Raw genomic sequence first — 14,468 nt, forward strand, 5'->3', positions numbered from 1 at the left:
CCTCAGCGCTTTGACGCGATGATGAGGTGCCGCGTCGAATGCGCGACGAAGGGCTCGCCGTTGCGCATCTGCCTGTCGAGCTCTTGCAGCTGCGGAAGATAGTCGGCAAGCGAGAAATCGGGCACCCACCACGGACATTTGCGCAAGATCCACACGATCGCACCGACGTCGAAGAACTCCATGCGGCAGCGCGCGGTGCGCAGCGTTTCAACCGTGAGTCCGGCCGCCTCGGCGGATTCGGATTCGGTCTGCGGGTGCCGTGAGCGGCGATTTTCCGGCAGCGATCCGAGGAAGAACTCGATGAGCTCGAACGCCGAGGCCGGACCGACGTGCTGGGCGAGATAGGTGCCTCCGGGGACAAGCACCCGGGAGATCTCCGACCAGGCGGGGCTCACGGGATGTCGGGAGGTGACAAGGTCGAAGCTGCCGTTGGCGAAAGGCAGCCTGTGTGGGTCGGCTTCGACGACGTCGACGCCACGCGGACCGAGCCGGTGACGGGCTACAGCGATGTTGGGGCGGTACGACTCGGTCACCGCCATGCGCGGCGGCAGCACCGGTGCCTCGTCGACGACTTCACCGCCGCCGGTATCGATGTCGAGGGCCGCCGTCGCCGTCGACAGCCGCCTGGCAAGAAGACTTGCGTAACCCCAGGGTGGTCGCTCTTCGGTGGCGCGCCCAGCGAGCCAGTCGAACCCCCAGCCGGTGACATCGGCGGACTGTGCTTCGGTGACGAGCTCGTCGAATGCGCGCATACCGCCATCTTCGCGCACACGACTCTCACGCGTCGAGCCAAGCGGTCACATCGACGAGCAGATCGTGCGGCGCTTCGAGCGGCACAAGGTGGCCCGAGTGCGGGAACCGGGCCACGTGCGGGTTTCCGGGAAGCGCCTCGGCGAGGCGATCGGCCTGGTCGACCGGAATCCACGGATCGTCCTCACCCCAACCGATACGGACCGGGCAGTGCACCTCGCCGAGGCGGTCGACGACGGGCGCCGTGTGCTCGGGGCGCAGCGCGGCGATCTGCCGGTAGAACGCAGCTTGACCGGCGTCGGTGCGCCAGGGTGCGCTGAGTGCGGCGATCCATTCCTCGCTGAGACTCGAACGGTCTTCGCCCGATGGCGATTCGTCGGCTGGCATGGCCGCTGCCCCGGAAATGTATTCGCGGACCAAGGCGCGATGGAGTCGAGGTGGGAGGGCGGCGAAGACCTTTTCGTTCTCGGCGACGAGGCGGAAGAACGGTGAGCCCCACGGGTCGAGAGTGACGATGTCGAGCAGATACAACGACGCGAAATCGCAGCCTTCGAGCAGGTGTGCGCCGAGAGCGACAGCGCCGCCGATGTCATGGGCGATGACGTGGGGATTCGAGACGTCCCAGCAGTCGATGAGCTCGGCCAGTCGATGACGTTGGGTGACGAGATCGACGGCGGGGGCCGCCTCGGCGAGGGGATTGTCCGTCGGCTGTGCCGACGTTTCGGAGGGATCGGGGATGGAATCGCCGGATGTGGCGGGAATCGAGTCGCCGTAGCCGGGCATGTCCCAGAGGCGGACGCGGTTCGTCTGGGCGAGCTCGCGGGCAAGCGGCAGCCACATCCGTGCTGACCACGGGGTTCCGTGGCAGATGATGACCTCGCCGAGGCGGTCCTGGACGTTGTCGTGGGAGGTCGGTTCGAGGGTCGTGGTGGCCACCTCGGCGCCGTCGCTCAAGGTGATGCGGTCGGTGGATATGCGGATGGTGGGGCTGCGATCGGTCGGCGTCATCATGGATCGACGGTAGAACTTCAGGTCAACCTGAAGTCAAGGTGTCATCATGGAGTCATGAAGATCGGGGATGCGGCAGCGCAGCTGGGAACGGCCGCGCATGTGCTCAGGCACTGGGAGGATGAAGGCGTCGTCGTGCCGGACCGGACTGCGGCCGGGCACCGTGAGTATTCGGATGAGCATCTGAGCCGGTGTCGGATTGTGCTGTCGTGTCAGAGCGTGGGCATGAGCCTTGCCGAGATCAGGGCGATCCTGCATCGCGGTGAGGCGGGGCGTGCCTCGGTAATTGCGGCTCGCTTGTCGGCGATTCGAGCGCAGCGGACCGCGCTGGACTCAGCTGAGAGGTTTCTCCTCCATGTTCGCCATTGCCGGCACGACCTTATGACTCGGTGCCCGGAGTGCTCGGAGTATGCGGGGTGAGCGGTCAGCCGCCTTGGTGTGGGCTCGCCAAACGCTCAGTGGGAGTTCCGCGATTTGCTCAATGGGAACATCGCGAAGTGCTCAGTTGGTTACGCGGCGGTCGGCCGCCTCGGCGAGTTCGATGTTGCGGTGGGCGGAACTCAGTGCACATTGCGCGAATTCTCGGGTCGGTGATGGTCACAAAATCTCGCAGAACGGGCATGATGGCCTTATGACCACAGATATGGATATTGCGCTCAGCGCCGAGCTCGATCCCATCGTCGATATCGCCGCTGGGCTGGGTCTCGACGCGAAGGACATCATTCCCCACGGATGGACGAAGGCGAAGGTGCCGATCGACATCCTCGATCGGGCGGCCGAGAACGCCACAGACGGCAGGCTCATCCTCGTCACCGCCATGAGCCCGACCCCGGCAGGGGAAGGAAAGACCACGACGAGCATCGGCCTGGCCGACGGACTCAACGAACTCGCGCGGTCGAAACCCGAGGTCGGCAAGGCCGTGCTGGCGCTGCGGGAGCCGAGCATGGGCCCGGTCTTCGGAATGAAGGGCGGGGCGGCCGGAGGCGGATACGCGCAAGTCGTGCCGATGGAGGACATCAACCTCCACTTCACCGGCGACTTCGCGGCCATCGCTGCGGCGAACAACCTTGCCGCGACGATGCTCGACAACCACATCCATTTCGGAAACGAGCTCGACGTCGACCCGCGGCGTATCCACCTCCGCCGTGTCGTCGACCTCAATGACCGCGCCCTGCGCGGAGTCGTCGTCGGACTCGGCGGGCTCAACGGGGGAGTGCCCCGCGAGGATGCCTTCGACATCGTCGTCGCCAGCGAGGTCATGGCGGTGTTCTGCCTGTCCACCTCGCTTGCTGATCTCAAGGAACGGCTGGGACGGATCGTGCTCGCCCACAGTAGGGGGCGGGAGCCGATCACCGTTGCGGACATCGGGGCGGCGGGCGCGATGACCGCGCTGCTGCGCAACGCACTGGCGCCGAACCTCGTGCAGTCCCTGGAACATTCGCCGGCGTTCATCCACGGCGGACCGTTCGCGAACATCGCCCACGGCTGCAACAGTCTCTTGGCTACCAAGGCCGGGCTGGCGCTGGGGGACTGGGTGGTCACGGAGGCCGGTTTCGGTGCCGACCTCGGAGCCGAGAAGTTCCTCGACATCAAGTGCCGCACCGCCGGGATCTGGCCCTCCGCCGTGGTCGTCGTCGCGACTCTGCGGGCCCTGAAGTACCACGGGGGAGTCGACGTGGCCGACGTCAACTCTCCCGATGTGGCGGCAGTTTTGGAGGGTATGAGCAATCTCGAGCTGCACTGTCGGAACCTGCGTGAGATCTACGGACTGACCCCGGTCGTGTGCTTCAACCGGTTCCCCACGGACACCGACGAGGAGATGGCTGCGGCGATCAAGCATTTGGATGGTCTTGGAGTTGCGGCCGTGGAGTCCACGCACTGGGCCGACGGCGGCAAGGGCGCTTTGGCTCTGGCGGAGGCGGTCGTCGAGGCTGCGAGCGGGGCGCCGGAGGATCCGGCCGCCTCGGCGAGGTATTCGTACGAGCTCGGGGCACCGCTGGAGGACAAGATCCGCACGATCGCGCAGCGGATCTACCAGGCCAAAGATGTCGACTTGCCGGCCAAGGTGAAGCGGAAGCTGCGTCAGTTCACCGATGAAGGCTACGCCGATGCGCCCGTGTGCATCGCGAAGACGCAGTACTCGCTGTCGACGGACGCGAGCCTGCGTGGGGCGCCGACCGACCACGTCATCGAGATCAAGGATGTGCGGCTGTCGGCCGGAGCCGGGTTCATCGTCGTCATCGCCGGCGACATCATGACGATGCCGGGCCTGCCGCGCGAACCCTCAGCGCTGAAGATCGACGTCACCGAGGATGGCAACATCACCGGCCTCTTCTAAGAGCTAATTACTACCCGACGGCGGCTCAGCAACCTGGCGCCAGGTTGCTCAGCCGCCGCCGGGTAGCAATAGGGGTCAGTCGGGGCGGGCAGCCAGTTCTGTGGTTGCTCCGTCTGCCTCTGCCCTAGCGTGCTTCGACGACCTGCTTGATCGCTGCGAGAGTCTCGGGAATGCCGGTCTGCGCAGACGCCGTCCGTGCGGCGATCTCCTCGGATGCCCGTGCACCGTACTTCTCTGCGAAGAACTCCTGCCCCTCCGGCAGGAACTCCCATGATTCGGTGAGCAGTGTGCCTCCATCCGCATCCTGCATACTGTAGGTCCAGTTGACTCGGCCGGGTCCCACGTTCCATCCGAAAGCCCGCCCATGGTCGGCGACGACTACACGACTGCGAGTCTGCCACTCACGGTCAGGGGTGACGTTGCGCCCGGTGAACCAAGCTCCTACTCGTGGACCATCGCCTTCGTCCCACCAGCACTCTCGGCAGATCGGCGACCACTCTCCAGTCCGAGTCACGTCCGCAACAGTCCTGTAGACCGTCATGGGGTCGGCGTCGATGTGGATGGAATCTGCGAAGGTGAGAGACTCGGTCATGCTGGTGATCCTAGCGACCTTCGGAAGCGTACGGGCGATCTCTCAAACAGTGGTCGGGCAGGCACTTTGAACGGTCAGGTCAGTCTCCGGCGTTTCCTGTGACGCGGTCGAATACGGCGTCGAGATTCATCGCCAGAGAGTGGCGGTTGGCCTCGTTCATCCACTCGTTGTTGAGCATTTCGTTGAGGCCGCCCGGGGTTTCGTGAGCTGCGACCAGGTCGTCGATGGGGTCGGTGGTCTGGGCGAGAGTGGTGCCGAGACCGACGAACTGACCGCGGATGAAGTGATCGGCATCCGCCTGGTCCCAGCCGCGGTTGACGAGCCATGCCGTGATCGTCTGCAAGAACGCGAAGTGCGCCGACATCGTCGCGGTCACGGCCGAGAGCGTGGAGAACATCGTCTCATCGGCTGCGGTCACCGATCCGCCGAGGTGGCTCAGCAGCTCTTCGACCGCGTCATTGGCCGGGTACACTGCGGTCACTCCCTTGCGCTCGAGGACAGCCGGCAGGGGGATGACGCGCACGATCGTCGGGGAATGCGGAAGATGGGTCCCGAGCGTGGGCGTCGAAACTCCAGCGACGGCGCTGACCAGGGTCTTCTCTGCCGGGATGTCGAGATCGTCCAGGACTGCGTCGGTCTGCTGCGGCAGGACCGCGAGCACGATGAGGTCGCTGCGGTCGACGACGTCCTGATTGCTCTGACAGACCGTAGCAGACTCGATGGACTCAGCGAGTTTCGCTGCACGGTCGGCATTGCGTGGGGAGAGGAAGATCTGGAGGTCGGCTTTCGCCTCGCTGTCGGCAAGACCTTCGACCATCGCCGAGGCGATCTCTCCGACTCCGATGAATCCGATGCGTGTCATGTGCTCCTCCTTGAGTGGCGTGTCCCTGTTCGCATTGTGTCATTGACTCAATGGTCCGGGTGCGGGGACCTCGAAAGGGAGGTGAGCTGCCGTGCGTCCAAACAACCCGACGGCGGCTCAGATACCTCGCGCGAGGTATCTGCGCCGCCGTCGGATAGTAATTCGAGCGGGGCGGAGTCACTCGAATTCGGCGAGGACCGCCTCGGCGACGGCGGCGACCAGGGCCGGTCCGTCCTCAGATTCGGGGTCGTCGGTTTCTGTCATCACGGAGATGACGATGGGTTCGCGATCAGGAGGTGTCACCACTGCGATGTCGTTCTGAATGGCGTCCGAGTGTCCCGATTTGTCTCTGACCACCCAGCCTTCGGGAGCGCCGGCGCGGATGAGAGGATCGCCCGTCTCATTTGCCGACATCCAGTCGAGAAGCACCCTGCGATCATCGTCCGAGAGTCGGTCCGGGGCGAGGAGTCCCTGCAGACCGGCGGTGAATGCGGCCGGGGTGGTGGTGTTGTCCGTGCTGCCCTCTTCGACGTCGTTGAGCTCCGGCTCTTCGTCTGTGACCTCGGTGGTCGTGTCTCCGGCCTTCTCCAGGGCATCGTCGAGAGCCTCGGGACCGCCGAGCTCATCAAGCACAATGTTCATCGCCAGGTTGTCGCTGACCCTCAGCGCGCTCTCGGCCACATCTTCCAGTGGCAGCCCGTCGTCGACGTGCTTCTCCGTCACCGGTGTCCATCCGGCCTCATCGACATCGGCCTGAGTCCAGGTCACGTTCTTCTCAAGCTCTTTCGGCGTCGTGAGATCGAGGAGTTCGGCGACGGCGAAGACCTTGAGCGAGGAAGCGAAGCCGAAGCGCTCGTCTGCACGGTGGTCAACTGATTCGCCGGACTCGGTATCGAGCGCGCTGACTCCGACTCTCGCGTCGTAGCGGTCTTCGAGGTTCGTAAGCTGCTCTTCGAGTCGCTGGTGGTCGTTGTTGTCAGTCGGGCTGTTTGAGGTTTCGGTCTGTGTATTGGACCGGTCCGGCTGAGCCTCACTCGGAGTGCAGCCGGCCAATGCCATGGCTGCCAGTGTCGACGCAGCGACGCACTGCAGGATACGGGCGTTCATCGATTCGTTCCGTTCTCTCCCCGACGGGAGTCGACTTCAGGTGGATCGGCGGGCCGAGCACTGTCTCGGGTTCGATGTGCTTGCGATGCTCGCTGTTGAACATCTTTCTCCACTGCTGCCATGCGGTCGAAGACTGAAACCCTCGTTCTCATATCGATAGCGCATACCATGAGGTCATGGACCTGGTAGACGCCTGTCGGACATTCACCGCTGTCAGCGAACTCGGCAGTATGTCACTTGGTGCTGCCGCCGACGGAATCCCGCAGCCGGTGGCCAGTCGGCGCATCGCAGGGCTTGAGAAGCAGCTCGGTGCGCGGCTCCTCGAACGGACCGGACGGGGAGTGAGTCTCACACCGTTCGGTCGCGACATGCTGGTCCCGGCAACGCGGCTGGTCGAACTGGCAGACGAGCTGCTCATCGGTGCAGACCGGGCAAAGTTGCGGCCCATCTCTCTGGCAGTCCCGACTTCCTGCTCGACACGAAATCTTGCGGTGCTGGCGGCATCGATGAAGGACCGGGGGCTTCGGGTCGACTTCCGCTCGAGTCCGCCGGGAAGGCGGTCCGACGATCTCGCCGGGAGACGAGTCCGCGCTTCGGTGCAGACCGTTCCCGCAGACGAAGGCACTTGGATTGTCGCGTTGGGGTGTGCTCATCGCTCTCCGCTGACGGCTCCGGTGCGGATCGCAGACCTGCGGAGATCTCGGGCGCGGGTCCCCGGCGATGATCTCGAACTTGCAGGTCGACGCCTGCGAGTGATGAGCGAGGACAACGTTCCGCACATTCGCGACCGGGTCCGACGGTCCGCCGAGACCGCTGGTCTGCTTCCCTACCAAGTCATTGTGGACACCTCAGACCCTGACGCGGTCGCGGCGGTGCTCAGTGACGGTGATCTGCTGCTGTGCAGCGAGGCCGAGGCCGCAGAATTGGATCTTCCCTGGGCACCGCTCATCGACCCGACGATTTCTCGGGGCTATGAATTGGCGGCCGCCGCGGACGAGGACATAATGCTGCTTGCCGACTTCACCGAGGAGGTCGCTGATTGCCTCGGCGGATCGGTCGCCTCCGAGGCGAACAGGCGGCCTTCGAGGTCGGGAAGGCGACGATCGCTGTCCAGCGGTGCCGCCTCGGCGCCCGTTCCGCGGACCACGCGGTCGAGGGGTGAAGCGCCATGATCGAACGGAAGAGAGTCATCAGGGCGGCCGGAGCAGAGCTTGAACAGGCGGGTCTGAGCGCCAGAATCATCGCCCGTGATCTCGATACGAACGCCGAGGTTGCGCTCGCGCCCGACGGAGCGCTGCCGCTGGCGTCGCTGGTCAAAGTGCCGATTGCAGTGGCAGTGCTCAATCGGATTGTGGCGGGGGACCTTGCCGCCGACGAGCAGGTCCGAATCGAACCGGCCGTTGCCGAATCTGCGAGTCCGACAAGTGCTGCACGCTTTCGGCATCCGGCGCGGATCGCGGTCGAGGATCTGCTCACCTTGGCCGTGTGCTTCAGCGACAACACTGCTGCCGATGCACTGCTTGACCTTGTTCCTGCAGCCGAGGTGCAAAGGGATCTCGATGCTCTCGGGCTGCGGACCATCGATATCCGCCACCGGCTCGATGCGCTGACGATGACACCGTTGGAGAGCCTCGACAGAGCCGAAGCGCACCTGGCCTACGACCTCGCACAGATTCGATCGTCCCAGGGCGACGGGCATCGGATATGGCAGCTCGACGTCTCCCGCGCCAACTCCGCCACGGCTCGCGGGCTGATGGGCCTTCTCGCCGAGGTCTGGCGCCCCGCGAGGCTCGACCTCGGCGTCGCCGCCCGGCTGCGGGAGCTGATGTCCGGGAACGTCGTTCGCCACCGACTTGCGCCCGACCTGATGTCCGATTCGGCTCGGTGGTCGTCGAAGACGGGCACCTTGCTCCATCTCAGGCACGAGATCGGTGTCGTCGACCACGCCGACGGTCAGGCGATCGCCATCGTCGTGCTCAGCGAATCGAGCAATCCCGCTTCGGTTCAGCCCGCCGCGGAGGCTGCTCTCGGTGCCGCTGCCCGTGCCCTTCACGATCTGCTGAGGTGAGGGGAACGTCGGTCCGCAGACACTCTTTCCCGCCCAGAACTACCTGACGGCGGCTCAGCAACCTCGCGCGAGGTTGCTGAGCCGCCGTCAGGTAGTAATTCAGAAGGAGGGGAGGACGGAGCCGTCGGCCCACTTCTTCTCGATGAACTTCTTCACCTCGGGGGAGTGGAGCAGCTCGTCGAGCTTCTTGATGTTCTCGTCGTCCTTGTTCTCCGTACGCACGGCGAGGAAGTTGCCGTATGGGTTGTCCTCGGCCTTCTCCAGCAGGATGCCGTCCTTGGCCGGGCTCAGACCGGCTTCCAGGGCGTTGTTGCCGTTGATGACCGAAGCATCGACGTCTTCGAGGGTGCGAGCCAACTGCGCGGCGTCGGCCTCGACGAACTTCACGTTCTTCGGGTTGTCCTCGACGTCGGAGAGCTTCGCGTCGACCGCGTCCACGCCGTCCTTGAGGGTGATGAGCTTCGCGTCTTCGAGCATCTTCAGCGCGCGACCCTGGTTCGACGGATCGTTGTTGATGCCGATCTTGGCGTTCTTCGGGATGTCCTTGACGTCCTTGATGTCCTTCGAGAACAGCGCGAAGGGCTCGAGGTTGATCGGCTCGAAGCCGGTGATCTCGTAGCCCTGGCCTTCGACTTCGGAGTCGAGGTACGGCTTGTGCTGGAAGTAGTTCGCGTCGATGTCGCCGTCGTTGAGCGCCTTGTTCGGCAGCGTGTAGTCCGTGTACTCGGTGACCTCGATGTCGAGGCCGGCATCCTCGGCGAGGTTCTCATCCACGTAGCGCAGGATGTCGCCCTGCGGCACCGGGGTCGCACCCACGGTGAGCTTCGTGATGTCGCCGTCCTTCTCGCCGACGGAATCCGTGCCGCCGCCGACGAGTCCGCAGCCCGAGAGCAGCAGAGTCGCGCTGGCCGCGATCGCAATGAGCTTGGTCTTCATGATTCTCCTTGATGTGTTCTGTGTGTTGTGCAAAGGGATGAGCAGTGGTGGCCGTTGAATGTGCGCAGATTGCCGGTTTCGTCGCCGATTCGGACAATCTGAGCACACTTAACTCGGAGTTCCGTCGCCGCGCCGGACGTGATCGACGCCGCCGAGGCGGCTCACCGGTGGTCGACCGTGCGGGCCAGCCGATCGCCGATGAACTGGATGATCGTGACGACGAGGACGAGAACGATGATGCAGGCGATCATTGTGTCCGCCTGGTAGCGCTGATAGCCGTAGGAGATCGCCAGCGCACCCAGACCGCCGCCGCCCACGGCACCGGCCATCGCGGTATAGGACACCAGCGTCACCGAGGTGACCGTGGCTGCTCCGATGAGACCGGGCAGAGCCTCGGGAACGTAGACCTGACGGATCACCTGGCCGTTCGAGGCGCCCATCATCAGTGCGGCTTCGATCTTGCCTTCGGAGACCTCGCGCAGCGAGTTCTCGACCAGACGGGCATAGAAGGGGATCGCGCCGATCGTCAGTGACACCACGGTCGCCTGCCAGCCCAGCGCCGAGCCGACGACGAATCGGGCGAAGGGGATGAGGGCGATGATGAGGATGATGAAGGGGATCGAGCGCGTGATGTCGACGATGAAGGACAGCACCCGGTAGACGACCGGGTTCGAGTTCAGCCCGCCCTTCGACGCGGTGAACAGCCAGATTCCCAAGGGCAGTCCGAAGAGGACGGCGAGTCCGGTCGACCAGGCCGTCATGAGCAGAGTCTCGATGGTGGCCGGCCACATCTGATCGGTGATCGCCGGGTTGTCGAACCATGTGGGATCGTTCATCAGGCAGCCTCCTCCGCATAGATTCCATCGGCTTTCAGGGCGCTGATCAGCTCTTTCGCCTGTTCGGCCGAGTCGACGGAGAAGCGCAGCCGACCGACCTGGCGGCCTTCGATCGTCTCCACGGCTCCGGCGAGGATCGCCTCGGCGCTCGCTCCGGCATTCCGTGCGGCGGTGAGCACGGTGGGCAGATCGGTGCCGGCCAGGGACACCTCGACGAGGCGGCTCGCCCCGTCGTCGAGGCTGACCGGAGGCAGAGGGACGAGATCCTTGGCCAGGACCGAACCGGGCTCGGCGATGACCTCGGCGAGTTTCCCGGTCTTGGCCACGCGCCCGTCGGCGAGCAGCGTCACGGAGTCGCAGATCTCGCGGATGACGGACATCTCGTGGGTGATGATGAGGACGGTGATGCCCAGACGGTCGCGCAGCGAACGGATGAGGCCGAGGATCTGATCCGTCGTCGTCGAATCCAGAGCCGATGTGGGCTCATCGCACAGCAGCACCTTCGGCTCTGCGGCCAGTGCTCGGGCGATGCCGACGCGCTGCTTCTGCCCGCCCGAGAGCTGAGCCGGATAGTTGTCGACGCGGTCGCCGAGGCCGACGAATTCGAGGAGCTCACGGGCCTTGGCCAGGCGTTCGGCCTTCGGCACGCCGGCGATCTTGAGCGGGTGGGCAACGTTCTTCAGCGCGGTGCTCGAGTCGAGGAGGTTGACGTGCTGGAACACCATGCCGATGCTGCGACGGGCCTCGCGCAGTCCGGCACCGGACTGGTTCGTGAGGTCGACGCCGTTGATCGACACCGTCCCGGAGGTGGGGGACTCGAGCCCCGTCAGGCAGCGGATGAGCGTGGACTTGCCGGCGCCGGAGCGGCCGACGATGCCGTGGATCTCTCCGGCGGGGACCGAGAGGTCGATCTCCTCCAGGGCGACGGTCTCTCCGAACACCTTCCGCAGTGCGCGCAGTTCGATCACAGGCGCCTCCTCGTGTGGTTGACGAATGCCGCGCACGGTGGTGGACGGCAGAGATTTGGGGATGGGCCGGTCTACGGTCCAGTAGTGCCGACGATTCAGGATGACAAGGAATCGCCTCGGCGGCGTCACGAGATGTCATAAAAGGACGCATTGGCGGTTCATCGTGACGAAGAACTCACTGCGGCGGGGAAGGGTGTTGTTGCTCTCTTCGGTGTCAACTGATCCCGACCGCCACGGCGGCAGAGATGACGAGACGGTGAACGGCGGTCGAAGTCGGGGCAGAATCCAGCAGCATTTTCCTCCGACGTAACCCGATGTCCATATCCGGGGCGTACCTGTGGTTGATCGACAGGTTCGCTTGCCCGGTGTACCGGCAGGCGGACGAGCTCCACGACGGGACCGGTGAATGTACGAAGAATCGAGCAGGATCGCGGCGATTGTTCCCTGCCACAACGAGGAGATCACCGTCGCCAAGGTCGTCGGCGACCTCAAGGCCGCCGTCCCGGGCATCACGGTCTACGTCTATGACAACTGCTCGAGCGATCGCACCTCGCAGCGCGCTGCCGAAGCCGGTGCCATCGTGCGCAAGGAGAACGTCCCCGGCAAGGGCAATGTCGTCCGCCGCGCCTTCGCCGACATCGATGCCGATATCTACGTGATGATCGACGGCGACGACACCTACGAGGCAGCCCACCTGCCCGAGATGATCGACACCCTGATCTCCGGCCCTTACGACCACGTGCTCGGTGTTCGCCAGGACAATCAGGAGACCACGTCCTACCGTCCCGGCCACGAAGCCGGGAACAAGATGTTCAACCGGCTGACCGGGTGGCTCTTCGGTTCGCAGGTGTCCGATATGCTCTCGGGCTACCGCGTCTTCTCCCGCCGTTTCGTCAAGTCGTTCCCCGCGATCAGCCGCCGGTTCGAGATCGAGACCGAGCTGACCGTGCACACGATGTCGCTGCGCCTTCCCACCACCGAGGTGGCCGTGGACTTCCGTGACCGACCCGACGGAAGCGAGTCGAAACTCTCGACCTTCAAGGACGGGTTCCGCATCCTCGGGCTCATCTCCGCTCTCGTCCGCCACGAACGACCCCGCCTGTTCTACGGCACGCTGACGGTCGTGCTCGCCGCCCTGTCGCTGGTCTTCGGTCTGCCCGTGGTGTGGGAGTTCTGGCAGACCGGGCTCGTGCCGAGGTTCCCGACTGCGATTCTTGCCACCGCGCTCATGGGGCTGGCGTTCCTGCTCGGCAGCGTCGGCCTGACCTTGGACGGTCTGCGCAGGGCTCGCCGCGAGACTTCCCGCCTGGTCTATCTCAGCTTGCCCGCGGTGACCGGTCGACCCGTCACGCAGCGTCAGACGCCGCAGCAGACTGCTCCCGCGGACCGAGAGTTTTCAGCCCCGGAGGCAGAGATCTTTGCCGACGCAGCACGGATGAAGCCGAACCGGCAGGTGCGGGCACGCTTCGCTTCATGAGTCGTTCTGCTATTCGCAGGTGGCTGACGTCCCCGCTGGCATGGGACCTGCTGCTTGCTCTCTTCACCGTTGCATGGTCGTTTATCTTCCTGCGCCTGTTCTGGCCCGGTCGGGTCAACGTCGATATCGCCAATCAGTACCTGCAGGCAACCGGGAAGATCCCGTACTCCGATTGGCATTCGCCGGTGATGAGCGCGGTGTGGCGAATCCTCATCGACATCACCGGAGACCCGGGCAGTCTGCTCCTGCTGCAGGTCGGCCTGCTGGCCGCGGCCGCATGGGGGATCGGGGTGCTCGTCCACCGTTCTGGGGCGCCGAGGTGGGTGTCGCTCTTGGGGCCGACAATCATGGTCACGCCTTGGGTCGTCTCCCAGATGACGACGCTGTGGAAGGATACGCAGATGGCCGTGGCCATCCTGCTCGCCGTCGTCCTCATCATGATCACCCGCTTCGTCCCGAAGACATGGCTGCTGTGGCTTCCGGCCCTGGCCCTCCTCGTCTACGCGGTGGGAGTGCGGAAGAACGCGGTGTTCGCGGTCGTGCCGATCGCCGTATACGGCGGATGGTGCCTGTTGCAGCTGTGGCGGAATCGTCGAGGACGACCTGGAGACTCAGCCACGTCTACGGGCTCCGCGTCACTGGAGACTTCAGAGCCGCCAGCGGCCTCCGCGAAACGGGGACGCCCGATACTGCTGACGGCGGCCTCGTCGCTGATCGTGCTCGTGCTCATCGGCGGAGGCGTCAAAGTCACCGACGCGGTCATCGCCTCGCAGAAGGGAGTGACGAAGACCGGTCAGATCTCACAGATCTTCCTCGACGACGTGATGTTCTCCGTGCCGGAATCTCGACTTCAGTCGTCTGACGCACCCAGAGCGCTCAAAGACCACATCAGTTCTGCGCGCGACAAATGCCTGAAGAGAGGCGAGATCTGGGACGCCTACTGGAACTGCTACGGCAGAGGCACGACTGGGAAGGCATTCAGTCCCATTGCCTACCAGGATGAGCTGAAGTCGCTGTGGTTGAGCGAAGTCGTCACTCATCCGGTCAGCTACGTGGAATATCGGATATCGGTCTACTCCTCCTACTTCTTCACCTCGAAGCTCGAATACTGGGAGGCCGACTGGGATGGTGATGCGCAGAAGGCACGCTTGCCCGCAGGAAGCGCAAAGGCTGACTACATCGTCCGACCATATGTCGAGGACTTCGCGCTGGGAACTTTCCCGATGCTCTTCAAACCCTGGTTCTGGGCCCTCGTCGCCGTTCTGCTGCTCGGTCTCGGGTACCGATCGCACTGCCGCACCCGTCGCGAACTGAACGCGTCTGCCCACCGGCCGCGGTCCTTCTGGCCCGAGATCACGGTCCTGGCCGCCTCGGCGCTGTGCTACATCTTCGGGTACTTCCCGATCGTGCCGGCGAACCATTTCCGGTACACGTTCTGGCCGGCGCTCGCCGTCACCTTCGCGTTCGTCCTCTGGCTCGCCCAGCACCGCATCCAGCGAGTCCGAAACATCGGGCCATAGACTGAG

At 64.5% G+C, this 14,468-nt stretch carries 14 protein-coding genes; 6 read left to right on the forward strand and 8 right to left on the reverse strand.

Annotated elements, in window-relative coordinates; all coding sequences use genetic code 11:
- Positions 1-2: 2 nt before the first annotated feature.
- Together HIM68_RS06185 and HIM68_RS06190 are read right to left on the reverse strand one after the other, a co-directional pair.
- The gene (locus tag HIM68_RS06185; RefSeq protein ID WP_172170702.1) at positions 3-752 is read right to left on the reverse strand and encodes a class I SAM-dependent methyltransferase; all 750 of its coding nucleotides are present in this window, start codon (positions 750-752) and stop codon (positions 3-5) included.
- 25 nt (positions 753-777) lie between these two features.
- Entirely contained in the window at positions 778-1,761 is a 984-nt protein-coding gene (locus HIM68_RS06190; RefSeq protein ID WP_253903778.1) for an alpha/beta fold hydrolase, read from the reverse strand.
- 54 nt (positions 1,762-1,815) lie between these two features.
- On the opposite strand from HIM68_RS06190, the gene HIM68_RS19310 reads away from it, so the two are divergent.
- Together HIM68_RS19310 and HIM68_RS06200 are read left to right on the forward strand one after the other, a co-directional pair.
- Positions 1,816-2,178 carry a MerR family transcriptional regulator gene (locus tag HIM68_RS19310; protein WP_172170704.1) on the forward strand — a complete coding sequence of 121 codons (363 nt, stop codon included), beginning with the start codon at positions 1,816-1,818 and terminating at the stop codon, positions 2,176-2,178.
- Positions 2,179-2,389: 211 nt separating this feature from the next.
- Positions 2,390-4,096 carry a formate--tetrahydrofolate ligase gene (locus HIM68_RS06200; RefSeq protein ID WP_172170706.1) on the forward strand — a complete coding sequence of 569 codons (1,707 nt, stop codon included), beginning with the start codon at positions 2,390-2,392 and terminating at the stop codon, positions 4,094-4,096.
- Between the two features lie 124 nt (positions 4,097-4,220).
- On the opposite strand, the gene HIM68_RS06205 is transcribed toward HIM68_RS06200, so the two are convergent.
- The 3 genes from HIM68_RS06205 to bla all read right to left on the reverse strand — a co-directional run bounded on the left by HIM68_RS06205 (position 4,221) and on the right by bla (position 6,657).
- A complete protein-coding gene (locus tag HIM68_RS06205) occupies positions 4,221-4,688 on the reverse strand; it encodes an SRPBCC family protein (RefSeq protein ID WP_172170708.1) in 468 nt (155 codons plus the stop codon).
- A gap of 79 nt (positions 4,689-4,767) precedes the next feature.
- On the reverse strand, positions 4,768-5,550 hold the full coding sequence (locus HIM68_RS06210) for an NAD(P)-binding domain-containing protein (protein ID WP_172170710.1): 783 nt from the start codon (positions 5,548-5,550) through the stop codon (positions 4,768-4,770).
- Between the two features lie 177 nt (positions 5,551-5,727).
- Positions 5,728-6,657 carry a class A beta-lactamase gene (bla, locus tag HIM68_RS06215; RefSeq protein ID WP_172170712.1) on the reverse strand — a complete coding sequence of 310 codons (930 nt, stop codon included), beginning with the start codon at positions 6,655-6,657 and terminating at the stop codon, positions 5,728-5,730.
- 176 nt (positions 6,658-6,833) lie between these two features.
- On the opposite strand from bla, the gene HIM68_RS06220 reads away from it, so the two are divergent.
- Together HIM68_RS06220 and HIM68_RS06225 are read left to right on the forward strand one after the other, a co-directional pair.
- Complete coding sequence (locus tag HIM68_RS06220) at positions 6,834-7,829, forward strand: LysR family transcriptional regulator (RefSeq protein WP_172170714.1); 996 nt, start codon at positions 6,834-6,836, stop codon at positions 7,827-7,829.
- The gene (locus HIM68_RS06225) at positions 7,826-8,725 is read left to right on the forward strand and encodes a serine hydrolase (protein WP_172170716.1); all 900 of its coding nucleotides are present in this window, start codon (positions 7,826-7,828) and stop codon (positions 8,723-8,725) included. The genes HIM68_RS06220 and HIM68_RS06225 overlap by 4 nt, the downstream gene beginning before the upstream one ends.
- Positions 8,726-8,824: 99 nt before the next feature.
- Here HIM68_RS06225 and HIM68_RS06230 read toward each other — a convergent pair whose 3' ends face one another.
- The 3 genes from HIM68_RS06230 to HIM68_RS06240 form a co-directional block, all read right to left on the reverse strand.
- Positions 8,825-9,661 carry a MetQ/NlpA family ABC transporter substrate-binding protein gene (locus HIM68_RS06230; protein ID WP_139468371.1) on the reverse strand — a complete coding sequence of 279 codons (837 nt, stop codon included), beginning with the start codon at positions 9,659-9,661 and terminating at the stop codon, positions 8,825-8,827.
- 161 nt (positions 9,662-9,822) lie between these two features.
- The gene (locus tag HIM68_RS06235) at positions 9,823-10,497 is read right to left on the reverse strand and encodes a methionine ABC transporter permease (RefSeq protein ID WP_139468372.1); all 675 of its coding nucleotides are present in this window, start codon (positions 10,495-10,497) and stop codon (positions 9,823-9,825) included.
- Positions 10,497-11,465 carry an ATP-binding cassette domain-containing protein gene (locus HIM68_RS06240; RefSeq protein WP_172170718.1) on the reverse strand — a complete coding sequence of 323 codons (969 nt, stop codon included), beginning with the start codon at positions 11,463-11,465 and terminating at the stop codon, positions 10,497-10,499. Before HIM68_RS06240 ends, HIM68_RS06235 begins: the two co-directional genes overlap by 1 nt.
- Positions 11,466-11,871: 406 nt before the next feature.
- Between HIM68_RS06240 and HIM68_RS06245 the strand changes: the two genes are divergently transcribed.
- Together HIM68_RS06245 and HIM68_RS06250 are read left to right on the forward strand one after the other, a co-directional pair.
- Positions 11,872-12,942, forward strand: coding sequence for a glycosyltransferase (locus HIM68_RS06245; protein ID WP_229664254.1), 1,071 nt, complete (start codon positions 11,872-11,874; stop codon positions 12,940-12,942).
- Entirely contained in the window at positions 12,939-14,462 is a 1,524-nt protein-coding gene (locus HIM68_RS06250) for a hypothetical protein (RefSeq protein WP_172170720.1), read from the forward strand. Before HIM68_RS06245 ends, HIM68_RS06250 begins: the two co-directional genes overlap by 4 nt.
- Positions 14,463-14,468: the final 6 nt, after the last annotated feature.

The sequence above is a fragment of the Brevibacterium sp. CT2-23B genome (assembly GCF_013168765.1).
In the GTDB taxonomy this organism is placed as follows: Bacteria; Actinomycetota; Actinomycetes; order Actinomycetales; family Brevibacteriaceae; genus Brevibacterium; species Brevibacterium sediminis.